The organism is Phormidesmis sp. 146-33 (genome assembly GCF_052939515.1).
Genome location: NZ_JBJPHU010000061.1, coordinates 1 through 23303 on the forward strand (window position 1 = coordinate 1; position 23303 = coordinate 23303).

Sequence of the window (23303 nt, forward strand, 5' to 3'; positions counted from 1 at the left end):
GATTAGACTGAAAGTTGTCTGGCTAACCCTCCAAATTTGGCGATTAGGCTGAAAACTCTCTGTCTAACTCTCCAAACTTGAGATTAGGGCAGACAAGGCTCTGCATAACACCCCGAAATTGGAGAGTTAGGCAGAATTACGCTTGCCTCAACATTCTAATATCTTTGGGCTAGGAAATAATTCGATAACTTCAAGAAATCTTTGTAGTTGATTACGGTGATATTTAGTACTTTGATACTATCTAACTTCTCCGAGAATCTTTTATGGAACCGCGCCCCTAAAAAACTGCTTGACCAAGTTCGTGATGCCATTCGTCTGAAACACTATAGACATTGAAGCTTTTCTTAGTCATCTGGCAGTCTCGGAGCAAGTTTCTGCCTCTACTCAAAACCAGGCGCTCTGTGTCTTGACTAAAACGGCAGGTACAAGGAACGAGTCGATTCCCAAATGCCTGATTAACGTTTCTCCAAAAAATGGGGTATTCCAAAAAATCAAAAATCTGTGTAAGATGTCCGCAGGTGGAGATCACGCCCCGGAAATCTGATTTACGAGATCAAATCTCCGAGGACTTCCACCTAAGTTAATTGCACTAACTTCGGAGGCGTTCATGATTGTACTACGTCTGCTTTGCGATGGGATCTTGAAAGGTTGGAATCAAGATCCTGCATACACTTCATACGATGGGGGAACGTTTGAGCCGTCAGCGTTCCTATCCTCTTTGAACTAAATAGAGAGGATAAAACAACATGGCCGTTAGGAGACACCTTCCTGACTCGGTTTCGTTTAGCTTTGAGTTGCAATGCTCGTTAGTGAGACGATATCAAGTCACCGTTACCTTGGATTTGCAAGATCGATTAATCTTCATGCCCTCTGGCATTCTCTCAGATGTGAGAAATTGTATTGAAGAGTTTGTTGAACAATTGAGTGAAATTGCATCAAGTCAGCTGGCCTATCTCAAATGGGATGGCACGAGTGATTTGACGACTGAATATCAAGTGATTCGCGTGTTAGCGGGCTATCAAGTGCAACGTTCTCTAATGAAGTTCGATATTGTCATGGGCGCTGGTTCACTCATACACCTGGAGGAATTGCACAACAAAAAGACCATTCAGCTATAGAACAACTATAGAAGTCTGGGGGTCGTTGATAATTCAATTTGCGGCTCCCTTAATGACCTGCCAGCGATCGATGCCAATCGGCTCCCGTATGCCCCGTTGTCACCCACAAAATTGCTCGACTCCCATCGCGAATCACCTTAGACAGCGGCTCTTGAGGTTGGTCAGACGGAACGGCGATCGGCTTGACCTGAATGCCGCGACTCCCCAACACAATTTCGCCCACAATCTGAGCGCGGCGCATGTGATAGTCCGAAGTCACCAGATATACACTCTCAACGCCCTGCTGTTGAAGCTCATCGACAATCGTCGTAAAATTCGTCACCGTATCAACCGCCTGATAGTCGAGATTCAACCGTTTGAGATTGACCCCTGCATCCACAAAAACTTGCTCTGTATAATCTCTGGGGCTGCCCGAAGAAATCCAAATCGGCAAATTGGGATGCTCTAACGCAAACTCAGCCGTGAACTTTTCTCGCTCTAATTCTGAAGTCGAACCCCCCAAAACCAGAATCGCCTGCGGCCGCTCAAAATAAATGCGAACCGCCCTCACCCCAAACCAGATCACCAACGGCAACAGCACGATCGACAAGGGAAAAGACTTACGCTTTGAACGACCCGATCGCTTACTTACCATGACTTGCCTCGATCGCATTCTGCACCCCCACGTCAAAACTGTCGTCGCCTTACTACGATCGATACAAAACCTTCAAAAGTCTACTGCACTCTCAATCTCAACTCAAGGAATCATCCTTAACCTCAAACGGCTATTCGGTTCTTCCCGGCTGCCTTGGGCGTTCTGCTTCCGCCTGGACGATCGTCGCTTGAATTCTCGGCACCGCAAAAAACTTTTGAGTATCCGCTAACAGCTTTTCGCCCCAAAGATTTTCCTTCAGGAATGTGAGATCACTATATCGACTGTCCAATCGGATCGCCGCTTCGCCAAGCGCCAAGGCTTTGTCACGATCGCCTTTCTTGTACAGCCCGATCGCCGCCGCTAATCTCGGTTCAGCCGCTTTAGGGTCGAGCGCTGCTGCTGCCTGCCATCGCTTGATTGCCTCATCCAGGTCGCCAGATTCGTACTTGATCAAGCCAATATTGTTGATCGCAGGCCAATACTTTCTATCTTGAGCCACCGCTTTTTCGTAGCTAGCGATCGCCTCAGCATTTTGACGCTGCATCAAGTGAGCATTGCCCAAATCAAACAGCGCACCGGGCACATTTGGCTTAATCTTGAGACCCGCCTGAATGGAAGCGATCGCTTCACTGTACTTCTTCTGCTGAAAGTAAGCAGTACCCAGCGCAAACGAAATATTGGCATTTCTGGGATCTAGCGTCTGAGCACGTTTGAGCGCCACTACTCCATTATCGGGCTGGTTTACCTGAAGATACAGCCCACCCAAAACCGCCCAAGCCTCCGGAAGTTTGGGAGCCATCTGCGTCGCCAACCGCGCTCTCGACAGAGCCAACTCGGACTGCTGAAACTGAGCAAGCTGCGTCGCTTCTTGAATCAGACCAATCCCTTGCTGCTCTAACTTAGTGGCATCAAGCTGTACGACGTGGGGCACTAGCGCTTGGGCAAAAGCGGATTGAGTGGCAGCCCACAGTCCAAAAATGGTCAGGGCAGAGAGAAAAGAAATGCGTTTGGGCACGGTACAGCCTTACCAGAAACGATCGAGGGGTCACAGCCAGCTTAATCGATCTTGCTAAAGTTGGGGACAAAAATTAATCTAAACCGAATCGAAAATTAACCGATCAAAATGAGTTTTGGGCGACGATCAGCGCTAAGGTAGTGAACCTGAAATCTTCTCTCAAGCCGCACCTCCTATGGATCGTTTCACCGTCGAAGTCATTTCCCAAACGCCCAATCCCCAGCAGACGATCTACGCAGCGATGCACCAAGATTACGCCGAAGGGTTTGTCTGGGAGGAGCGCGATCGCTTTCCCGACGAAGCCAAATGCGGTGAGGTGATCGTCAAACAACTCCTCGCAGGCAATCGCGGTCACTACGGCCCACTAGAACACCCGCAAATCGTGCTCAACTGCGGCTGGTTTCCCCACAGCACCATGCAGCAAATTCGGACTCATCGCGTCGGAATCTCTTTTGATGTCCAATCTTTCAGGTACACAGGACAACGGATTGTGGATGTGGTAGAAGGCAAGCGAGAGGTCGAAGAAGTCTTTTATTTGCGACCTTTGGGATTTTATAGCGATCGCCAGGGCAAAAAATACGAATACACATTAGACCAGCGTCAGCAAGACATCGAATGGTGCCTCGAAGCCTGTCGCCGCTATCAGCAAAGAATTTTGGAAGGCTTTTCAGAAGAACATGCCAGAGGACTGATCCCCTTTGATGTGCGTCAGCATTGGGTCATGTCGGCCAACGTGCGATCGCTCATGCACCTGGTCGATCTGCGCTGGAAAGCCGACGCTCAATTAGAAGCCCAAAAACTCTGCGAACATCTCTGGGCCCCCTTTCAAGCCTGGGTTCCTCAAATCGCCGACTGGTACGAATCAAATCGCCTCAAAAAAGCGCGACTCGCTCCCTAAATCGGACTTTGAACCCAAACGCTTGTCCATAAGTCCACCCAAATTGGCGGTTGGGAGGCAGACATGCTAAAGAACGAAGCAAAGGATTTCATCAAATTTACCTCACAAGGCACGCCCAATTCTTCGCTTCCCTCGCCCTCATGCCCTAACTTTCCTTAAGTCTGTGCTAGAAAGGAAATCAAGTGTTTCACCACACAGTCTGGAGCCACCATGTACCGCAATGACCCCAATGACCCCAGTACGATCGGCCGTGACCTCAAAACCCATGTTGGTATTCTAGGTGGGCTAATTGGGCTGATGTGGCTAATCGAAATTGCCGATGTCTTTGTCGGCGGTAGACTCAACTTTTTTGGCATTATTCCTCGCACCGAGATTGGCTTGCGGGGAATTTTGTTTGCGCCCTTTTTGCACAATGGATTTGGTCATCTGATTAGCAATACCGTCCCGTTTATCACCTTGGGCTGGTTTGTCATGCTGCGGGCAGTGAGAGAGTTTTTTACCGTGTCAGCGATCGCCCTTCTCGCCAGTGGCATCGGAGTTTGGCTGTTTGGCTCCCCTGGCATTCATTTGGGCGCGAGTGGAGTGGTGTTTGGCTACTTTGGCTTCCTGCTCTCGCGGGCTTATTTTGAACGCAGTGCCCTGGCGATCGCAATCTCTGCGGCAGTTGGCTTGCTATACGGTGGACTGATTTGGGGAGTTCTGCCGACCCGCATGGGCATCTCCTGGGAAGGTCACCTGTTTGGCTTTATCGGAGGTGTGTTAGCCGCTAACTGGCTGTCGTCTCGCCGCAAGAGCCAACGTTAAAATTGGTGCGTTTCGCGTAGGGTTAAGCCACACGAGACGCACCATTGTAAGTCACGGTAGGATCTCAAGCCCTACTTACCATAGTTTGGCTCTGGAGTAATTTCTCCAATTCGATTGGGCGGCCAAAAACGCACCACAGCGCGACCGATGATTTTCTCACGCGGCACATAGCCCCAATAGTGGCTGTCATAGCTGTTATTGCGATTGTCACCCAGCACGAGATAAGAATCGGCAGGAACCCGCTCAGGTAGCCCAATCATTTCAGGTCGCCAGTTATACTGTGGCGCTTCTTCGATGTAGTTTTCGGCGATCGGCTGATCATTGATAAAAACTCGACCGTTTTTGACCTCCACCTTATCGCCCGGTAGCCCAATCACTCGCTTGATAAAAGCATCATGAAAGTTTTGCTTCTCAAGCGTGCTAGTGGGTGAAAAGACAACAATATCGCCGCGTTGGGGATTGTTAAATCGATAGCTGAGTTTGTCTACAATCAGTCGATCGTTGATTTGCAGCGTGGGCAACATTGAGCCAGAAGGAATGTAGCGAGCTTCTGCCACAAACTGCCGAATGCCGATCGCCAGCACCGCGCTGAGTCCGATCGTCTTTAGCCCCTCAAGCCAGGGATTGTCTTCCTTATTCATAGATTTGTCTTTAGGTGCCGGGTTCTCTATGCGAGTCATCAGGGTGTCAGTGCCAGGGAAAAAAGAGGGTGTAACAAGGGGAATGTCTGTGCATCTAGTCTACAAGATGTATCCCAGATAGCTCTTAACTGTACAAAGTTTTTACGGTGTCATCCGCACAAATACCTTGATCTCTCCCTATAATCAAAATCTCTACGAGTCGTTTAGAAATGGTTCTTTTTGACGCATGGTTGCTTCATCTCTGCTGATCCAAAATGCCCAGATTTTGCTGCCAGATGGGGAGTTTCTCCTGGGCGATGTGCAGACGCAAGGGGGGAAGATTGTCCAGGTTGGTTCAGACTTACCTTCTGATGAAGCCTTTACTATCCTAGACGCGACGGGGTTAACTTTGTTGCCAGGAGCGATCGACCCACAGGTACATTTTCGCGAACCAGGGTTAGAGCATAAAGAAGATTTGTCCAGCGCCAGTCGGGCCTGTGCGAGAGGGGGGATCACCTCCTTTTTGGAGATGCCCAACACGCGACCGCTGACGACGACCCAAGCCACTCTCGACGACAAACTCAGACGCGCTGCTGAAAAATCATTGGTCAACTACGGGTTCTTTATCGGAGCGACAGCCCAAAATTTGCCGGATTTACTCGAAGCCAATCCCGCCTGTGGCATCAAAATTTTTATGGGATCGATGCACGGCGATCTGCTGGTGGACGAAGAAACGTCACTGGAGCCAATTTTCGCCAAAGGCGATCGCTTGATTGCCGTTCATGCTGAAGACCAGGCGAGAATTCGCGATCGCCGCCTCCAATTCGCCGATGTCACTGATCCCGCAATTCACTCTACGATTCAAGACAATCAGGCTGCTCTGAATGCGACGATGCTGGCGTTAAAGCTGTCCAAGAAATATCAGCGACGCTTACATATTCTCCACCTATCCACGGCAGAAGAAGCCGACCTGTTGCGGCAAGACAAGCCTGCCTGGGTGACAGCCGAGGTCACCCCTCAACACTTGTTGTTGAATACAGCCGCCTACGAAAAAATTGGTTCCTGGGCCCAGATGAATCCCCCTTTGCGATCGCCCCACGACAATCAAGTGCTGTGGCAGGCGTTGCTTGATGGCGTGATTGACTTTATTGCCACTGACCACGCGCCCCATACGTTAGAAGAGAAAGCGCAGGCTTATCCCAACACCCCTTCTGGAATGCCCGGAGTCGAAACATCTTTGGCGCTGATGCTGACTCAGGCGGTTCAAAAACGCTGTACGGTTGCCCAAGTGGCTCATTGGATGTCTACGGCCGTTGCCAAGGCGTACAAAATTCCTCACAAAGGGGCGATCGCTCCCGGCTATGATGCCGATATAGTGCTGGTCGATTTGCAAAATTACCATCCAGTTTTGCGAGAGGAGCTACAGACGAAGTGTGGCTGGAGTCCCTTTGAGGGGTGGAATCTGACGGGTTGGGCCCAGGTGACGATCGTCGGCGGGCAGATTGTGTACGATCGCGGCACGTTCCATTCTGGAGTGAGAGGACAAGCACTGCGATTTGATGGATGAGCTAGACAGAATTTCGCAGTCATTCGACCGTCCGCCACTCAATTCCACTACTCAAACTGGACGGCTACCCATCGTCGCTATCTGGAAAAATTTCGGGAGAAAACATCGACCAGAGCGCTTGATAGTAAGGAGCGTAATACTTAGCCTGAGAAGGTTCGAGGTACGATCGCACTTCTGCTCCCAGGAGGTGAATTAGTTGGCGCACCAGTTCCCAGCGGACTTTGAGCCTCGGATACAGCATCACACAGAGGGGAAATAATTCCTGCTGAATCGCGCTAATGTTGTTTTCTAGCACGCACACCCACAGATAAACCTGAAACATCTCCACATCTCGAATGCTCGAAATCTGCACTGACAGTTCGTTGAGAGCACCTGTGTGACATTGATATCGAGGGTAGAGCTTGAGAACTCGTGAGACAATTTTTCGCGAGATCGCGCTGCTTACAGGTAAAAGTGTCTGCACGAGTTGCAGTGCAGGAGAGTCGTAGTCATGTTGAGCCGCCATTCCATAAGCTCGCTGTAAGGGCATGTATAGATGGTCATCGATCACTTTGAAGTAGTCAGTCAAAACAATTTGCTGTGATTTGGGAAGCAGCGACAGCAGCATTTGCCCACTGTAGTGAAATTGCATACTCACAAAGCCGATTACCCGTGGATCTACGTGCGTGTATTTATGGCGAATCTTGCCCAAATCAGCCGAGACTAAAACCGAGAGCCGCGCTGGGGACAAGTTATTTGCGTATGCTGACAGCGCTTTTTCGTAGATGTCATACGCATCTTTGGCAATGTCCCACGGATTGATCAGGTGAAAATCAATCTCATGTCTGACCACTTCTCTCGCAAGAAGCGCTTCGGTTTTGATCCAGGCTTGAGCGATCGTCGGACGCAGCGTCTCCAACAGATTGCGGGCCAGATCACGTCGCACCCCTCTTTCTGAGACTCGTTCTAAATACTGATCTTGCGCTGCCAGCTTTTCGACATAGCGTTTGGCCCATACTTGAGACAAAGACTGAATCGATACGTCTCCTGCCACCCCTGGGAGAAGGGACGGCCTATCGCTTAAGTTCACGGCGCTCTCCTGATATCTGTGGTTACGGGACTCCCATCACTAGCTAGAGAATAAAGCGAGTCAGGTAATTTCCGAATCCGTAGGAAAACGGAGTAAAGACGACATCTGGATGACTTCAGTAGTTCTTCATAATTCTGAGCGCTAGAATTACGCGAGCTTTAAGCAGACCAATCAGAGGTTCAGCAATTTTGCCCACTCACCAGCGATCGCGGTTCCTCTAGAGTCGATCGCTCTGAGTTGAGCCTGACGACCCGACTGGGGATCATGGGCAAGGCTAATTTGCAGGTAGTGATCAGGCTGGTAGGGAAGCCGTTCTGACCATTCGATCGCGACGATCCCCGGTTTTACTTCGACCCCTTCCCAATAGATCTCCGGGCACATTTCAGCGGCTTCTACCGAGTTGAGACGATAGAGATCTAAGTGATAGAGAGGCACCCGTCCGCTCAAGTATTCATTGACCAGGGTAAAAGTTGGACTGTCGATCGCTTCATCCACGCCCAATCCTTCCCCGATCCCCTGCACCAGTGTCGTTTTACCGCTCCCCAAATCTCCCTCTAACAACAACACGTCCCCAGCCGAGAGCCTCTGTCCCAACTGCACCCCCAACCGACGAGTGGACTCCGCATCCGCCAAAAAAATCACCTGAGAAGTCACAAAATCTTGACTCATCCCTCCGCCCTCTGTCCTCCGCCCTCTGTCCTCCGCTCTCTATCCTCCGCTCTCTATCCTCATCCCCCTTCTCTCACCCTGCCATACCAGCGCAACAAAACTCTCGCCAACTGCTCAGAATCGTGTCTTACCAATCCGGTTTCTTCATCTTCATCCATCACATTGGCTCGAATAATGCGACGACCTAACTGCATCACTGCATCGCGATCGAGCGCCACCGGGTGAGAGAGTTCCTCAGCGTATCGAATCAGCGCTTTGGGCGATGGAGACTGTTTTTGTACCAGAACGGCATCAAATAGCTGCTTTCCACAGGCGGCATCGATCGCTCGAATGTGATCTGCCACACTGTAGCCATCGGTTTCCCCAGGCTGAGTCATGATGTTGCAGACGTAAACACAGGGGACTTCACGCTGGTCGATCGCCGCTGCAATTTCGGGAGCCAGCAGGTTAGGAATGACGCTGGTGTAGAGGCTGCCCGGCCCGATGATAATATAGTCGGCTTTATAAATCGCGTCTAAGGCTCTGGGGACGGCCGGCGGGTTGGGAGGGGTGCAGCCGATTTTAACAATCTTGCCGCCCGCTTCTGTGATGCTCGATTCGCCTTCGATGCGTCGCCCGTCTGCCAATTCTGCCCAGAGTTTCACATCGCTGAGGGTGGCGGGTAAGACCTGACCGCGCACGGCTAATACTTTGGAACTTGCGGTAATGGCTTGCTCAAAATCTCCGGTAATCTCGCTCAAAACCGTGAGAAATAGATTCCCAAAGCTGTGACCGACCAATCCATCTCCGGCTTTAAAGCGGTATTGAAACAATTCTGTGAGCAGTTTTTCTTCGTCGGCCAGGGCTGCGATACAGTTGCGAATGTCGCCAGGAGGCAAAACCCCAATCTCTCGACGCAATCGCCCCGACGAGCCACCATCATCCGCTACGGTGACGATCGCTGTAATATTGCCGCTCGATCGTTTGAGTCCTCGTAAGAGCGTAGACAGGCCCGTTCCACCGCCGATCGCCACGATTCTGGGCCCGCGATTGAGCCGACGAGCCGTAAGCAACACATCGACCAGTTCTTCACTGCGATCGGGCATCAGCACTTCGGTAATAGCACCAAACGTCCGGGTCTGCCCCCAGAGGATCAGCAAGATGCCAGTCACCAATACCAGCGGGCCACTGATATAGCTGGGCACCGATCGCGTAATGGTTTCTAACAAATCTCCTGCAAACTGAGTCAGATAAAAAACGGGTGTCAGCTTGACCCAAATCGCCAACCCCAAACTCACCAGCAAGACTCCTCCCGCACTGATCAACATCCACCGTTTGACCAGCAAGCCCGGAGCCAGCCACTTAAACCATTGCCCTAACCAGAAGGGCGTAAAATGGCGGGATTCCTGCCGAAACGTCCGCATTGCCTGTTTAATTAAGCTGTTTGTTGTCATTACGCTCTACACCAGGAACAGAAGATAGGGGCTGACTGCATCAATGATGAACCTTACCTTTAGCAGCAGGATAACTCAAGTTGAGAAGAGGAAAGACAGAGGGGTGAGGGATGAGGGGTGAGGGATGAGGGATGAGGGAGGAGAGAAAGTGTGCTTTTGGCGGAAGGCAGGAGAGTAGATGATTCTGGTAGAGTCGTAACAGCGAGAGCTAGAGTGATCATCGCGGGCGATCGCCGTTTGCGCTTCAAATTTCGGGCTGCTTAAGCAAAACTTCAAACAGGCGATCGCAATCTATCAAAATCGAAGTCAGAGATATCGACATTCCTACCAATAGAGTCAATTTCTTTCCTCCCTCCTCCCTCCTCCCTCCTCCCTTCCCCTACCCTGTTCTAATTCTCAAGCAAATGGTTGAGCCGCTGGTCGAACTTAAGGGAATCTGTAAGACCTTTGGGCAAAATGTTGTCCTGGATCACGCAGATTTGACGATTTATCGGGGTGAGGCGCTGGCAATTATTGGCCCTTCGGGCACTGGCAAGTCTACGGTGCTAAGAATTATTGCTGGGCTATTGGCTCCTGATGCGGGTGAAGTTTATATCGGGGGCAGACTGCGCCAGGGATTGCTCGAAGATGAGGTCGGGACGCTCAATATTGGCATGGTCTTCCAGCAGGCCGCTTTGTTTGACTCTTTGACCGTCGAGGAGAATGTCGGGTTCCTGCTCTACCAACACTCTCGCCTACCGCGTCGTCGGATTCGAGAACTGGTCTCTCAACGATTGGAGATGGTTGGGCTGGCTGATATTCGTCGGCAATATCCTGCGGAGCTTTCGGGGGGCATGAGAAAGCGGGTCAGCTTTGCGCGGGCGATTATGGCTAATCCAGATAACCCGGACGATACGCCAGACATGTTACTCTACGATGAGCCAACTGCGGGACTCGACCCGATCGCCTCTACGGTGATTGAAGATCTCGTCAGGCATCTACAGCGCATTCAGGGGGGCTGTCAGAGTTATGTAATGGTGACACACCAGCAAAGCACGATTCGCCGCACGGCTGATCGAGTTGTGTTTCTCCATCACGGCAAAATTCAATGGCAGGGGAAAGTTCACGAGATTGATACCACAGATAATCCGCTGATTCGGCAGTTTTTTAGCGGCAGTGTGGAAGGGCCAATACAAGTGACTGGGTAGAGACTATGCGATTTCCTGGGAGGAATCTTGCTTTGCGATCGCGAACGGTTCGAGAAGGCTCTGTGGGACTGTTTATTTTGGCGGGAGTTGGGCTGTTTGTCGGCCTGGTGATGTGGGTTCGGGGGATGAATCCGGGGAATCGCAGTTTTGCGGTAACGGTGGATTTTGCGACGATCGGGGGCGTTCAATCGGGTTCACCTGTGCGCTATCGAGGGGTGACCGTGGGTCGGATTTCTCGTCTCGCGCCTGGCCCTAATGGGGTGGCTGTAGAAATGGCGATCGCGCCTGCTGATTTGATCATTCCTCGCGATTCAGAAGTGACGGTGAATCAGTCAGGGTTACTGGGCGAAACCGTGTTGGATATTGTGCCTCGTAAACCTTTACCAGAAGGGGCGATCGCGGCAAAACCGTTGGATAAAGACTGCAATCGAGAACTAATTCTCTGTGAAGGATCGCGGCTGAGTGGGGCGCTGGGCATCAGTACCGATGAGCTATTGAGGGCGACGATTAAGTTTGCCGATGTCTACAGCAATCCGCAGTTTACCGGGAATATCAATACGCTGACCAAAAATTCGAGTGATGCGGCGGCGGAGATTGCCACATTGAGTAAGGAAGTCACGGGATTGGTCAGGTCGGCTAGAGGCGAGGTGGCAACCTTCTCCAAAACGGCAGCGTCGATCGGCAGTGCGGCAGAGCAGCTTAATTTGACGGCGGGGCAAGTGAATAGTTTGGTGACGGCTAATCGGGCGACGCTGGTTTCGACGCTGGACAATTTGAATCAAACGAGTGGTCAGTTGAGAGTGACGATCGCTCGATTGGGGCCGACGCTCGATCGGGTTGGACAGGGTGAATTGATTCGTAATTTAGAAGTTCTCTCAGCCAACGCGGCTCAGGCTTCGACTAACCTCAAGGATGTCACCGTCGCGTTAAATAATCCTTCTAATCTGACGGTTTTGCAACAGACGCTAGAATCGGCGAGGGCGACGTTTCAGAATGCTCAAAAGATTTCAGCCGATTTGGACGAGTTGACGGGCGACCCAGCCTTGCGAGACAATTTGCGGAATTTAATCAACGGATTGAGTGGGTTAGTCTCTTCGACACAACAGTTACAGCAACAGGCGCAAGTTGCTCAGATTTTGGCGAATCCGCCTCAAGCTCAAACTCAGGTCAACCCAGAAGTTTTGAAAGCGATCGCTCCCCGTTCATCTAACTTAAACGCTCCGGCTCAACCTCTTCCTCAATCTAATCGCCTCCCCCATCCAACTCCACCTCAAAACTAGCGAGGAACTAATTCATTGAAATGTCCTGGATTCTCTCGTCTGCTTCAACTGGAATTGCTGCATTTGTTGCAACCAACATTGATGATTTGCTGATTTTGATGTTGCTTTTTGCTCAAGTGAATGTAGCTTTTCATAGACGAGATATTTATGTGGGGCAGTATTTAGGATTTGTGGCAATCGTACTTCTCAGTCTGCCTGGGTTTTTTAGCGGATTGTTGATTTCTAAACCTGTGATTGGACTGTTGGGATTTGTACCGATCGCGCTTGGAATTCGCCGTTTAATTTGGTCAGAAGATCATGAAGTACAAACGGTAAACCTTCTGGACAATTTGAATCAAAAGCGTTTGAGCAATCGCCTTGTCAGTCCCCAAGTTTTCAGCGTTGCGGCGGTGACTTTAGCGAATGGCGGCGATAATATTGGCATCTACATTTCACTATTTGCCAGCCAAAATTTCGCAAGTTTAAGTGTAATTCTCAGCGTATTCTTTGCTTGTGTGGGTGTGTGGTGTTTGGTTGCAGATTGGCTTTCAAGCCATCAAGTGATCGCGCCCATTTTGACCCGCTATAGCTCTGTGTTGGGGACGATCGTTCTCATTGGTTTAGGAATTTACATTTTAGCTGAGAATACATCCTGGTTACTGATTCCAGGTTTTTCTAGCTAACTCCAGTCATCTCGCTTAACTCCACGCCCTTTATAAACCTGCCCAATCTCATGAATCTGGCGAGTTTTTTCATAGAGCTTTTCTTCGGTCAGTTGCCACTTTTTGAGGATATTATCGAGGTCAGATTTGATGTCTCTCGCACCCGGAAAATCGTTGTAGCGCATTCTCAAGCGGGCTAACTCTGACAGATTGTACTCATTAGGTTCGCCATTTAGAAGGGTATCGACGACCTGGCGATCGTTATTCCACAAGGGATGCTGCTGGTCTTTGTTGTCTGCCATCTGACTCGCCTGAAATTGACACCGCAATAGTATAGTATGCCAAGCGGAATTTGAGTGATGAATCCGTTAATTCTCTTGAGCTTTGATTTAGAAGAATTTGACGTGCCCAAAGAGTATGGGTCGATTTATCAGACCGATCTAATTATTTGTCTAAACAAAGAACAACTTATTTTTAGACAAGCTTTTGGATAGATCAGTTTTAGAGGTGAGCGATCGCTTAGAAAACTATTTGAACTGGATCAAACCATATCAAGCTATATGGTAAATTTGCTACGTCTTCTAAATTTCAAGTCCAATTAAATCCTGTTAATCTATTCAGAAAGTAGTTTAGATTCAGCGACAACGGATGAGATCAAAATAGCCAATCCGTTAGCCAATTTACTGCTTTCTAATGCCCATTCATCGTTAGCTTTTCCTTGGATTGGTAGCTTTCAAAAATTCGCTTTTCGGGGTCAACACCACTAAAAGTTGGCGGCAACCAAACGCGAACGACTAGCAGTAATCCCATCACCATTAAGAATGCACAAGTGGCTAAAACCTGCGTCCACTGCACTTCTAAAACGCCTCTGACAATCACTTCTCGCAACACAGAGACGATCGCCACCTCAACGGCCACGCTGATCGAAACGCGCTGTTCTTGTAAGTAAATAATCAACAGTCGAAATAACTCAACCAAAATCAACAAAAACAAAATATCTGACGTAACTTCTTTGAAGTGCAACGGCGGCAACAATGAAATAAACATCGCCCGAAGCTGAATCACCATTACACAGAACAGTCCGACGCACAAAGACACGACAATGCCATCCTGCACCGTCTCCAACGCCCGAACGAGATGAGCGCGGCTAAGAGATTCATTTGAGGCAAGCGTAACTTTTGGTGTCTGCTGCATGAAAAATTGTTTCACCGACTCAACAGTTCTATTTAAGTGGAAGGAACGCTTATTTTAACGTGAATTCGATGAAGTCTTTCGCTACGGTTACTAATCCGGCCAGCCCCCTAAATCCCCCACCAGTGAGGGACTTTGAACGAGAAATATTGTCTCAAAGTCCCCCAAAATTGGGGGGTTGGGGGGCAGAAGTGCCCAATAACGAAGCGAGAAAACTCCATCGAATTCACGTTATTTTACAAGCCTTAAAGCATCAGTCTAATTAATCAACACCATCAAAAACTACCTGTTGATCTGGCAGTAAGTTGTGGTTAAAGTTGATGAACCAACCAACAGACGCTCACACTCGCTTAACCCCAAAATGCAAAAATCCCCGACCTTTTGAAAGCCAGGGATCTCAAGTAGAAAGAATTGAACAACGCTAAATCATCTCAGACGTTGCGCCGACCGCAGGTTGTGGCTGAGGCTGAAACTGGAACAGCGAGTAGACTACATCCCGACGAATGTTGATCATCATCTCCAAAAACAGTTCGTAACCTTCACTCTTGTACTCGATCAGCGGATCTTTTTGACCGTAACCGCGCAGGCCCACCGACTCGCGGAGCGCATCCATTTGTTGTAGGTGTTCGCGCCAGAGGGTATCGATTCGATTCAAGATAAAGAACCGTTCTGCCTCCCGCATCAGACCCGCTTGAATCTGATCAACTTCCGCTTCTTTGAGGTCATAGGCAATTCGTGCCTGCTCGTGTAAGAAGGTCTTAAGTTCACCCACCGACATGTCTTCTAGCTGACTAGCATCGAGATCTGACAGCAGATACACAAACTCTTGCACCTTGCTCACCAGCTTGTCGAGTTCCCATTCTTCGGGTGGCAGCTCAGGATTGATGTAGGCCTCGACGATATCATCCATCGTGCGCTCGGCGTACTTGACCACCTGCTCTTTAAGATCCTGCCCCTCTAACACGCGCCGCCGCTCGGCATAAATTGCACGACGCTGATTATTCATCACCTCGTCATACTCAAACACCTGCTTGCGAATGTCGTAGTAATAGGTTTCAACTTTCTTTTGGGCCCCTTCGAGCGATCGCGTCAGCATTCCCGATTCGATCGGCATGTCTTCTTCGACTCGGAAAGCATTCATCAAGCCAGCGACGCGATCGCCGCCAAAAATCCGCAACAGGTTATCTTGCAAGCTAAGGAAAAATTTGGTGGAACCAGGGTCGCCTTGTCTTCCGGCTCGTCCGCGCAGTTGGTTGTCAATCCGCCGCGATTCATGGCGCTCTGTGCCAATCACATGCAGACCGCCCAGTTGAACGACTTCTTCGTGTTCACGCTCGGTAAACGCATCATATTCTTGACGAATCAACCGATACACTTCTCGCAGCTTTTGAATAGCGGGATCGTTGGTCGGCGCTTTTTCTGCGGCAGTTGCAATCTTATCTTCGGCTTCCAATTCCGGTAAGCTGCGCTCCCCGTATTGTTGAACGGCAAAAGAAACTGCGCTTTTAAGCATCTGTTCCGTTTCGCGAGCCAGATCGGTAGGGTAAATGTCCGATCGTACCTTCCAGGTTTTCACCTTTTTGCCAGCCCCAAACCCCTGTCCGCCGTCTCGCTGATCGCCAAAGCCGCGGCCGCCAAAATCTTGATCGTCATCCGGTTGGACAATCTTGGGCATGAAATATTCGCGGATTTTGAGGCGAGACATGTAATCAGAGTTGCCGCCCAAAATGATGTCGGTGCCGCGTCCTGCCATGTTGGTGGCGATCGTTACTTTGCCTTTGCGCCCGGCTTGAGCGATGATTTCAGATTCTCGTTCCACATTCTCTGGTTTTGCGTTCAGCAGATTGTGAGGAACTTGCTGATCGGCCAGCAGACTGGAGAGCAATTCTGACTTCTCAACGCTGGTGGTTCCCACGAGAACAGGGCGACCATCACGGTGCATTTCGGCGCATTCTTCGGCGATCGCGTTCCATTTGGCCTCTTCAGTCTTATAGACCACATCCGACAGATCGCCCCGCTTGGTCGTGCGGTTAGTCGGAATGATCGTGACTTCGAGCTTATAGATCTTCTCAAATTCGGCTTCTTCGGTTTTGGCGGTTCCCGTCATGCCTGCCAGTTTGGGGTAAAGCAGGAAGAAGTTTTGATAGGTAATCGTTGCCAGTGTTTGAGTTTCATTTTGGATTTCGACGCGCTCTTTGGCTTCGATCGCCTGGTGCAGCCCATCACTCCAACGGCGACCCGGCATGACCCGCCCGGTGAATTCGTCTACAATCACCACTTCGTCATTGCGAACGATGTAGTTTACGTCCAAAATAAACAGCTCTTTTGCTTTGATGGCGTTAAAAATGTAGTGCGCCCAAGGGTCTTGCGGATCAAACAGATCCTTCACTTCCAAAAGATTTTCGGCTTCGATAAATCCTTCATCGGTCATCAGAATGTTGCGCTGCTTTTCGTCTACTTCGTAGTGGACTTCAGGCTGAAGGGTGCGAGCCACTTCCGAAGCTCTCAAATACTTCTCAGTCGGACGCTCCACCTGTCCCGAAATAATCAACGGAGTTCGAGCTTCGTCAATCAAAACGGAATCCACTTCGTCAATCACGCAGTAGTTAAAGGGACGCTGCACGACCTCTTCCATCGAGGTGGCCATGTTGTCGCGCAGATAATCAAATCCCAGTTCGCTGTTAGTCGCGTAGGTGATGTCGCAGGCGTAATTTTTTTGACGCTCAGGCGGACTCATATTTTGTTGAATCAGCCCCACACTCAACCCCAAAAAGCGGTGAACTTGCCCCATCCATTCCGCATCGCGTCGGGCTAGATAATCGTTGACCGTAACGACGTGAACGCCTTTACCAGAAAGCGCATTCAAGTAAGCCGGAAGCGTCGAAACCAGAGTTTTACCTTCCCCAGTCTTCATTTCGGCAATTTGCCCATTGTGCAAGACCATGCCGCCCAAAAGCTGCACATCAAAGTGACGCATTCCCAAAACGCGCTTACCCGCTTCTCGCACGACGGCAAAGGCTTCGGGCAGCAGGTCGTCGAGAATTTGCTTTTCGTCGTTATCGTTTTTGGCTTGGGCGAGACGCTGCTTAAATTCTGCGGTTTTTGCGGTCAACGCCTCATCAGAAAGTGCCTGAATTTCTTCCTCTAAGAGGCTAATTTCGGCAATATAGGGTTGGTATTTCTTAAGTTTTCGTGCGTTGGGGTCGCCCAGCAGATTTTTAAGCATGACAGGAGGAATAAGGACGAGGTGTGAGCTTTTGAAGGGATTTCTTTGTCTGTTTTAGAAAGCAAATTGGTCTCTAAAACCAGTCAAAACTAAGGGCTGGACTACTCATCCAGGGTATACCAATCCTATCACTTCCGCTTAGAGCAATCCGCAGAGAAGCGATCGCATTCAGTACGTGTTACCGAACGAGGGATGAGGGATGAAGTGAGATGACTGAAATTACAAAGTCTGCGTTCTGAAGCTGAAACTTTAAAACCAAGATCTTTTCATCCCCTATCCCTCATCCCTCACTTCTTCTCCCACTCCGCCGTCAAACTGCGAAAGTTGAACTGATTTGCGCCGGGGTGACAGGTGACACAACTGGTGAGATTGAATTTGCGGGGAATGTCGATGCCGGGGTGCAACACTCGAAAATAGTTGGAGTCAGCGACGCGGTAAGGGGTGCTTTCTTCGGGGGGAAGCTGACGGGAGAAGGTTTGTAGATAGTTCCACACGAGACGGCGCGGCGGATCGACAAGGGGTTTGAGATCGACTCCGTAGTGTTGAGAATCTTGCAGCAGGTCGCGCCAAGTTTCGGTCGGCAGGACGGACGGAGGGATGCCAATGTGACAGGTGGCGCAGTTTTCTAGATAAAGCTCTTGACCAAATCTGTAGCGATCGCTCACCACATCCACGGTTCCAATCGTTGCCTGAGAATTTGCTTGAGAAGGTTCAACCGCTTGGGCGAGTCCCCAGCCCAGACATAGACTCCAGATCAGCAGCCCCAGCATAACAAACTGTCTTACAGGTGACCGCCCTTGCTTAAGACTTTGGACAGATTTTTGACGAGTTAAGCGGAGTTGAGACAGGGGATTTGGAAGTTTAGACATCTATGTTACTGAACGGCGGCAAGTCTGGAATTAGTCTAATCGATGCGTCAGTTGACGGTGAATTTTGCGAGAGGTTGCGAACTATTCCGTTAACTTGAATAAGAATCGTTGATTCACTTTAAGAAAGGTTTCGCTATAGGGAAAATCAGGATGGATTGTAGCCATATTCAGTTTCGCGATCGTCGTTCTCAAATTGATCTACACCAGCTTCAGGAGTTGTTTGGGTTGGCCGCATTTTGGGCCAAAGATCGACGGGTAGAAGATCTGGCGATCGCCCTCGATCAAAGTGACCCTGTGATTTCGGCATGGGATGGAAATCGCCTGATCGGGTTTGCGAGAGCGAGTTCTGACCGGGTGTATCGAGCGACGATTTGGGATGTGGTGGTTCACCCAGATTATCAGGGAGCGGGACTGGGGCGAAAGTTGGTACAAACCGTGATCAGTCATCCTCACGTCAATCGAGTTGAGCGAGTTTATCTGATGACGACGCATCAGCAGTCATTTTACGAAAAGATTGGGTTTGAAACGAATTCGAGTACGACGATGGTGTTGTTTAATCAGCCGATCGTCCTTCCCAATCCAGCGTTGCCCGTCGAGTTGGAATGCGATGTGAGCTAACGTGACGACGAAGTTTTTTCGCTTCGATTTAGAGCGCTTCTGCCCCCAACCCCCAATTCTGAGAACAAATTTAAGTCAACAAAAAAGGGGCCAATTGCTCATTCACAAAGCAACTGAGTCCCCTTCTGTTTTGGCCTACTGATCTAGAGCGCGATTACACGATCGCAGAATCCGCTGTGGGATAGCAGACCTTGGTGCCGCCCAGACCGCAGTAGCCGCCGGGATTTTTGGCGAGATATTGTTGGTGATACGCTTCGGCGTAATAAAACTCAGGCGCATCTAGAATCTCGGTTGTGATTTCTCCCATACCTTCTTGCTTGAGCGCTTTTTGGTACAGATTGCGAGAGGCTTCGGCGGCTTGTTTTTGCTCGTCAGAATAGGGGTAGATGCCCGATCGATATTGGGTTCCGGCATCATTTCCCTGGCGCATTCCTTGAGTTGGGTTATGGCTTTCCCAAAAGACTTTGAGCAGTTCTTCGTAGCTGACGACAGTGGGATCAAAGACGACCAAAACGACTTCGTTGTGACCTGTCATGCCACTGCACACTTCTTGATAGGTGGGATTGGGCGTTAAGCCAGCCGCATAGCCGACCGCCGTCGAAAACACACCCTTTTGCTGCCAAAACTTGCGCTCGGCTCCCCAAAAACAGCCCAACCCAAACATTGCAGTTTGCATCCCCTCCGGGAAGGGAGCTTTGAGCGGATTGCCATTGACATGATGCTTTGCAGGAACGGGCATGGACTGCGATCGTCCCGGTAGTGCTTGATCAGCCGTCGGCAAACTCGACTTTTTACCTAATCCAAATAGCCCCATTGTTTTAACTCTTATGATTCTTTACGTATCTTAATTTTAGCGTCAGATCGATGAAGTTTTTTCGCTTCGTTGTAAAGTGCTTCTGCCCCCCACCCCCCACAAGTAGGGAACTCTAAAGCAAGATTTCTAAATCAAAGTCCCTCACTTGTGGGGGATTTAGGGGGCTGCCCGGATCGACAATCGTAGCGAAAGATTCCGTCGAATGCACGTCACGTTAACCGAACTTGGAACCGTCCAATCACAACGATCGCTCTCTAAAACGGAAAGCTTCTATCTCAAAGCGGAACGATCGCTCCCCCAAATGGAAAGCTTCTATCTCAAAACGGAACGATCGCTCTCCAAAACGGAAAGCTTCTATCTCAAAGCGGAACGATCGCTCCCTCAGACCGGAAGGTTTCTATTTCAAAACGGAAAGTTTCTATTTAAAGGCGGAAGGTTCCTATTTCAAAGCGGAACGATCGCTCTCCAAAACGAAAGGTTTCTATCTCAAAACGGAACGATCGGGTTCTGAACCCCAACGATCGACTTCTGAACCCCAACGTTTCTATTTCAAAGCGGAATGATCGGGTTTTGAAGGAAAAACTCTCAGGTTGAGAACGGATTGACGGACAAGACTGCGGAACCGCCAGACAAAAACGAGCGCGGCGATCGCAATCCCGATCGATTGTCCGATCCATAAGCCTGTCCCGCCGAGAGACGTGTGGAATCCGAGCAGATAGCCCGTCGTCAGACCCACCCCCCAAAAAGCTGGAAAACTCAACAACATCGGCACGCGGGTATCTTGTAGTCCATACAGTGCGCCCATAGTAGTTTTTTGCAGTCCATCCAAAATTTGGGCGACAGCAGCCACCCTAAGCATCGAGGTAGCCAGCGAGACAACGATCGCATTTTGTGGGTCTTGCACATCTAGATACAGCCCGATGAGTGGTCGAGAAAGAACCAGCAGAACGATCGCCATCGGAATCAGAAATCCCAAGCCGATCCCCATACTGACATAGCCTGCTCGTCTTGCGCCCTCCAGATCTTGCTGCCCGACCCACCAACCGACTCGCACCGTCGTCGCAAATGACATCCCCAACGGCACCATAAAGACCACAGCGATCGTTTGAAACACAATTTGATGCGCTGCCAACACTTCGGTTCCCAAAATGCCCATGAGATAAGTGACGATCGTAAACAGTCCCAGTTCTAAAGCGGATGCAACGCCGATCGGCAGTCCGACTCGTACCAGTTCACGCAGAATTCGAGGCTTGATGTGATGTAGATTGGCAAAGAATCGGTAGGTTTTTAACTCTGGATCTTGGAAAATGTAGCCCACCAGCGCCAAAAACATCACCCAAAGCGAAAAGACGCTAGAAAGGGCCAGTCCGGCGATGCCTAAGCGGGGAAAGCCAAAGTGACCAAACCCCAAAAGATAATTGCCCGTGATGTTGAGCAGCGTTCCTGTGATGACGATCGCCATGATCGGACGCGCATGAGACATCGCCGAAACCACACTTCGCAGCAGCGCAAACCCCAGAGCCGGAAAAAAGCCCCACAGCATAATGTCGAGATACGTGTTGCTCAAAACAACGGTCGTTTCGGCTTGCCCCAGGTGACGCATGATAGAGTCGAGGTGAGCAATCAGCAGCACGATCGGCACCGTCAAACCCAAAAGCAGCCAGACTCCCTGCCGGGTCACTTGTTCGACGCGCGTTTTCTCACCTGCCCCATAAGCCTGAGCAATCAGAGGACTCGCCCCTAAGATCACTCCCGCCGCCGTATTCAGCAGTACCAAAAACGTCAGAGAAGCCAACCCCCCCGCTGCCAAAGTTTCTTGCCCCAATCGGCCCATCATCAGCGTATCGACAAAGCCTGTAGCCGACTGAGCCACTTGAGCACTCGCCAGAGGAATGGCCAGCCGCAAAAAAGCCTGAACTTCAGTCTGAAGCGGCGATCGAACCAAAACAGTAGCCATAAGCCAATCACCCTGAATTGTTCTCAACAAAATCTTTGACAGAATCTAAACAAAACGTGAGTTTAATGAACTAAAAGATAGCAGGGGCAGCGAGACTTTTTTGGCAGCTACACGCCGTTCTTTTATAGGACAGGTGGACTGGCGATCGTCGGTATTTTGGTCGCGATCTTCATAAAACGCAATCCCGCCAGCACAACGTCTCTAGAAATGGGTGAAGGATAGGAATGGATAGTCTTTAGGAAGTCGTAGAACGCGGTCTCAAAGTCCCCAAAAATTGGCAGCCTGGGGGCAAAAGAACCAAACAACGAGGCGAAAAAAATTCGTCGAGGCAACGTTCTTTTAAGGCAACTTGTAGCTTGCCACTCGCACAATCAGTTCCCCTTGACGGGGGTCTCTGCGAAACACGAAGGCACCCTCTTCTTTTTCACCTTCAGACAAGAAATCAATTTGCTGATCGCCTGTTTCTGCGACCTGTCCGTTGACCCGCAACTCAGCCACAATTTGCACCGATTCTACCGTTTCTCCACCTGTATTAGAGACTTCAAACGGCACATAAAATTGTCCTTCGGCTTCTCTCACTTCATCAGTACGAGGCGAAGCAGTTCCCCCTTTGGGGTAATCGAGGCTCAAAACAGGGGGACTGTCTTTCTCAGTGGCCCAGTTGTAAATTACTAATCCGGCGATCGCCGACAAAATTAAACTAGCAATTCCAAAAGTCGTCCATTCAGCGATCGTTCTAGGGGGGCGTGTTTTAGTAGTCATACCGCCAACCTCCCAGCAGCACCGCCGACAGCAGCAGGCAATCCTAGCAAGATTGTGTGGCTTAACCAAACCTGCCACGGATCACCAAACTGAACTTTGTTAAAAAAGAACAGCATCACCATCGCCGCAAATAATGAAACGAGATAGGCCGCGATCGTCTCACTCAACGGCCGCTGAAAAATCCCCGATTGTTCGTGACGCTGCTGCTGGTTACCAAACCCTGCGGCGAATACGATTACATAAGAGATTACTAGCGATGCCACCATCACCAATACAAGCCACCCATTTGAAACTGCTGCGGACAGCATCGGAATCTCATCCGTAGGTGCAATGTTAAAGGCAATAATAATTGCACCAATTAAAGTCGCGCCAATGTCAGAAATCGTTGCGCTCAGTTTACCAAACTTAGATTGAGTTTGTTTCGCGCTTCCTTCGGGTTTACCTTCACGTCCTTCACCGCTAAGAAACTGATTGGCTAATGAAACGCCCAACGTAAAAGGGACACTTTCGTAAATTAGTTTCCCCAAACTTTCCTGCAAGGGGGTTTCCAAAGTAATCTCACGCATTAAAACCAAAATTAATCCTGAGCAAACAATCCCGATCGCCAACGCCTCTACTGTATTCATCGCGGCATCGATCGGACGAACATCACTCTCGCTATCTCGACGAAAACCAGACGTTTGATTGAGCAGGAATACGATCGCAAACGTTAGTAGCAACGCTAAAAACAATCGCGCTGACCCTACAAACGATCCAATCCACCAAACCTCCATTGTATACAGTAAAGGAACGCCAAACAAAAACCCTCCTGATGCACCTCGAACCAAATCTTTGAGTTCACTTTTCCATTGTTTCGAGAAATCCTTATCCATAGCTTATTTTGAAGATATGAGCGTAAGGTAGAGGGTTGCGAGCACAACTGTCATTACGC

25 protein-coding genes are annotated in these 23303 nt (G+C 49.8%); 11 read left to right on the top strand and 14 right to left on the bottom strand.

Features of this window, described 5'->3' with window-relative positions; all coding sequences use genetic code 11:
- Positions 1–352 precede the first annotated feature (352 nt).
- On the top strand, positions 353–544 hold the full coding sequence (locus tag ACJ2PR_RS21715; protein WP_446878536.1) for a hypothetical protein: 192 nt from the start codon (positions 353–355) through the stop codon (positions 542–544).
- A gap of 202 nt (positions 545–746) precedes the next feature.
- Positions 747–1118 carry a hypothetical protein gene (locus tag ACJ2PR_RS21720; RefSeq protein WP_446878513.1) on the top strand — a complete coding sequence of 124 codons (372 nt, stop codon included), beginning with the start codon at positions 747–749 and terminating at the stop codon, positions 1116–1118.
- A gap of 49 nt (positions 1119–1167) precedes the next feature.
- Here ACJ2PR_RS21720 and ACJ2PR_RS21725 read toward each other — a convergent pair whose 3' ends face one another.
- Together ACJ2PR_RS21725 and ACJ2PR_RS21730 are read right to left on the bottom strand one after the other, a co-directional pair.
- Complete coding sequence (locus tag ACJ2PR_RS21725) at positions 1168–1770, bottom strand: YdcF family protein (RefSeq protein WP_446871105.1); 603 nt, start codon at positions 1768–1770, stop codon at positions 1168–1170.
- 112 nt (positions 1771–1882) lie between these two features.
- Positions 1883–2767 carry a tetratricopeptide repeat protein gene (locus ACJ2PR_RS21730; protein ID WP_446871103.1) on the bottom strand — a complete coding sequence of 295 codons (885 nt, stop codon included), beginning with the start codon at positions 2765–2767 and terminating at the stop codon, positions 1883–1885.
- A gap of 175 nt (positions 2768–2942) precedes the next feature.
- Here ACJ2PR_RS21730 and thyX point away from each other — a divergent pair, with 175 nt between their 5' ends.
- Together thyX and ACJ2PR_RS21740 are read left to right on the top strand one after the other, a co-directional pair.
- Positions 2943–3665 (top strand): FAD-dependent thymidylate synthase, encoded by a 723-nt coding sequence (gene thyX / locus ACJ2PR_RS21735; RefSeq protein WP_446862054.1) that lies wholly within the window; start codon positions 2943–2945, stop codon positions 3663–3665.
- A gap of 210 nt (positions 3666–3875) precedes the next feature.
- A complete protein-coding gene (locus ACJ2PR_RS21740; RefSeq protein ID WP_446862053.1) occupies positions 3876–4469 on the top strand; it encodes a rhomboid family intramembrane serine protease in 594 nt (197 codons plus the stop codon).
- 71 nt (positions 4470–4540) lie between these two features.
- Here the strand turns inward: ACJ2PR_RS21740 and lepB are convergent, their stop codons facing one another.
- A complete protein-coding gene (gene lepB / locus ACJ2PR_RS21745; RefSeq protein WP_446862052.1) occupies positions 4541–5110 on the bottom strand; it encodes a signal peptidase I in 570 nt (189 codons plus the stop codon).
- A 226-nt stretch (positions 5111–5336) separates the two neighbouring features.
- Between lepB and ACJ2PR_RS21750 the strand changes: the two genes are divergently transcribed.
- Positions 5337–6656 (top strand): dihydroorotase, encoded by a 1320-nt coding sequence (locus ACJ2PR_RS21750; RefSeq protein WP_446878514.1) that lies wholly within the window; start codon positions 5337–5339, stop codon positions 6654–6656.
- A gap of 64 nt (positions 6657–6720) precedes the next feature.
- Here ACJ2PR_RS21750 and ACJ2PR_RS21755 read toward each other — a convergent pair whose 3' ends face one another.
- The 3 genes from ACJ2PR_RS21755 to ACJ2PR_RS21765 all read right to left on the bottom strand — a co-directional run bounded on the left by ACJ2PR_RS21755 (position 6721) and on the right by ACJ2PR_RS21765 (position 9827).
- The gene (locus ACJ2PR_RS21755) at positions 6721–7725 is read right to left on the bottom strand and encodes a hypothetical protein (protein ID WP_446878515.1); all 1005 of its coding nucleotides are present in this window, start codon (positions 7723–7725) and stop codon (positions 6721–6723) included.
- A 171-nt stretch (positions 7726–7896) separates the two neighbouring features.
- Complete coding sequence (gene tsaE, locus ACJ2PR_RS21760; RefSeq protein ID WP_446878516.1) at positions 7897–8394, bottom strand: tRNA (adenosine(37)-N6)-threonylcarbamoyltransferase complex ATPase subunit type 1 TsaE; 498 nt, start codon at positions 8392–8394, stop codon at positions 7897–7899.
- Between the two features lie 59 nt (positions 8395–8453).
- Positions 8454–9827, bottom strand: a complete 1374-nt coding sequence (locus ACJ2PR_RS21765) for a gluconeogenesis factor YvcK family protein (protein ID WP_446878517.1) — start codon at positions 9825–9827, stop codon at positions 8454–8456.
- A gap of 404 nt (positions 9828–10231) precedes the next feature.
- On the opposite strand from ACJ2PR_RS21765, the gene ACJ2PR_RS21770 reads away from it, so the two are divergent.
- Genes ACJ2PR_RS21770 through ACJ2PR_RS21780 form a run of 3 tightly spaced genes read left to right on the top strand, consistent with a single transcriptional unit; the run spans position 10232 to position 12956 of the window.
- Complete coding sequence (locus ACJ2PR_RS21770) at positions 10232–11014, top strand: ABC transporter ATP-binding protein (protein WP_446862046.1); 783 nt, start codon at positions 10232–10234, stop codon at positions 11012–11014.
- 32 nt (positions 11015–11046) lie between these two features.
- Positions 11047–12294 carry an MlaD family protein gene (locus tag ACJ2PR_RS21775; protein WP_446878518.1) on the top strand — a complete coding sequence of 416 codons (1248 nt, stop codon included), beginning with the start codon at positions 11047–11049 and terminating at the stop codon, positions 12292–12294.
- A 20-nt stretch (positions 12295–12314) separates the two neighbouring features.
- The gene (locus ACJ2PR_RS21780) at positions 12315–12956 is read left to right on the top strand and encodes a cadmium resistance transporter (RefSeq protein WP_446878519.1); all 642 of its coding nucleotides are present in this window, start codon (positions 12315–12317) and stop codon (positions 12954–12956) included.
- On the opposite strand, the gene ACJ2PR_RS21785 is transcribed toward ACJ2PR_RS21780, so the two are convergent.
- On the bottom strand, positions 12953–13237 hold the full coding sequence (locus tag ACJ2PR_RS21785) for a DUF3288 family protein (protein ID WP_446862043.1): 285 nt from the start codon (positions 13235–13237) through the stop codon (positions 12953–12955). The two genes, ACJ2PR_RS21780 and ACJ2PR_RS21785, sit on opposite strands and share 4 nt — an antisense overlap.
- A 57-nt stretch (positions 13238–13294) precedes the next feature.
- On the opposite strand from ACJ2PR_RS21785, the gene ACJ2PR_RS21790 reads away from it, so the two are divergent.
- On the top strand, positions 13295–13429 hold the full coding sequence (locus ACJ2PR_RS21790; protein WP_446878520.1) for a hypothetical protein: 135 nt from the start codon (positions 13295–13297) through the stop codon (positions 13427–13429).
- A 196-nt stretch (positions 13430–13625) separates the two neighbouring features.
- On the opposite strand, the gene ACJ2PR_RS21795 is transcribed toward ACJ2PR_RS21790, so the two are convergent.
- The 3 genes from ACJ2PR_RS21795 to ACJ2PR_RS21805 all read right to left on the bottom strand — a co-directional run bounded on the left by ACJ2PR_RS21795 (position 13626) and on the right by ACJ2PR_RS21805 (position 18221).
- Positions 13626–14129: a phosphate-starvation-inducible PsiE family protein gene (locus ACJ2PR_RS21795; RefSeq protein WP_446878521.1), complete on the bottom strand. Its 504-nt coding sequence runs from the start codon at positions 14127–14129 to the stop codon at positions 13626–13628.
- A gap of 418 nt (positions 14130–14547) precedes the next feature.
- Complete coding sequence (gene secA, locus ACJ2PR_RS21800; RefSeq protein WP_446862040.1) at positions 14548–17352, bottom strand: preprotein translocase subunit SecA; 2805 nt, start codon at positions 17350–17352, stop codon at positions 14548–14550.
- A gap of 287 nt (positions 17353–17639) precedes the next feature.
- Positions 17640–18221, bottom strand: coding sequence for a diheme cytochrome C (locus tag ACJ2PR_RS21805; protein WP_446870413.1), 582 nt, complete (start codon positions 18219–18221; stop codon positions 17640–17642).
- Between the two features lie 150 nt (positions 18222–18371).
- Here ACJ2PR_RS21805 and ACJ2PR_RS21810 point away from each other — a divergent pair, with 150 nt between their 5' ends.
- Positions 18372–18839: a GNAT family N-acetyltransferase gene (locus tag ACJ2PR_RS21810; RefSeq protein ID WP_446862038.1), complete on the top strand. Its 468-nt coding sequence runs from the start codon at positions 18372–18374 to the stop codon at positions 18837–18839.
- A 154-nt stretch (positions 18840–18993) separates the two neighbouring features.
- On the opposite strand, the gene msrA is transcribed toward ACJ2PR_RS21810, so the two are convergent.
- Positions 18994–19653: a peptide-methionine (S)-S-oxide reductase MsrA gene (msrA, locus tag ACJ2PR_RS21815; protein ID WP_446862037.1), complete on the bottom strand. Its 660-nt coding sequence runs from the start codon at positions 19651–19653 to the stop codon at positions 18994–18996.
- Positions 19654–19855: 202 nt separating this feature from the next.
- Between msrA and ACJ2PR_RS21820 the strand changes: the two genes are divergently transcribed.
- The gene (locus ACJ2PR_RS21820) at positions 19856–20164 is read left to right on the top strand and encodes a hypothetical protein (RefSeq protein WP_446878522.1); all 309 of its coding nucleotides are present in this window, start codon (positions 19856–19858) and stop codon (positions 20162–20164) included.
- A 33-nt stretch (positions 20165–20197) separates the two neighbouring features.
- Here the strand turns inward: ACJ2PR_RS21820 and ACJ2PR_RS21825 are convergent, their stop codons facing one another.
- The 3 genes from ACJ2PR_RS21825 to ACJ2PR_RS21835 all read right to left on the bottom strand — a co-directional run bounded on the left by ACJ2PR_RS21825 (position 20198) and on the right by ACJ2PR_RS21835 (position 23244).
- Positions 20198–21610, bottom strand: a complete 1413-nt coding sequence (locus tag ACJ2PR_RS21825) for an MATE family efflux transporter (RefSeq protein WP_446878523.1) — start codon at positions 21608–21610, stop codon at positions 20198–20200.
- Positions 21611–21949: 339 nt separating this feature from the next.
- On the bottom strand, positions 21950–22372 hold the full coding sequence (locus ACJ2PR_RS21830; RefSeq protein WP_446878524.1) for a TIGR02588 family protein: 423 nt from the start codon (positions 22370–22372) through the stop codon (positions 21950–21952).
- A complete protein-coding gene (locus ACJ2PR_RS21835) occupies positions 22369–23244 on the bottom strand; it encodes a TIGR02587 family membrane protein (RefSeq protein ID WP_446878525.1) in 876 nt (291 codons plus the stop codon). The genes ACJ2PR_RS21830 and ACJ2PR_RS21835 overlap by 4 nt, the downstream gene beginning before the upstream one ends.
- Positions 23245–23303: the final 59 nt, after the last annotated feature.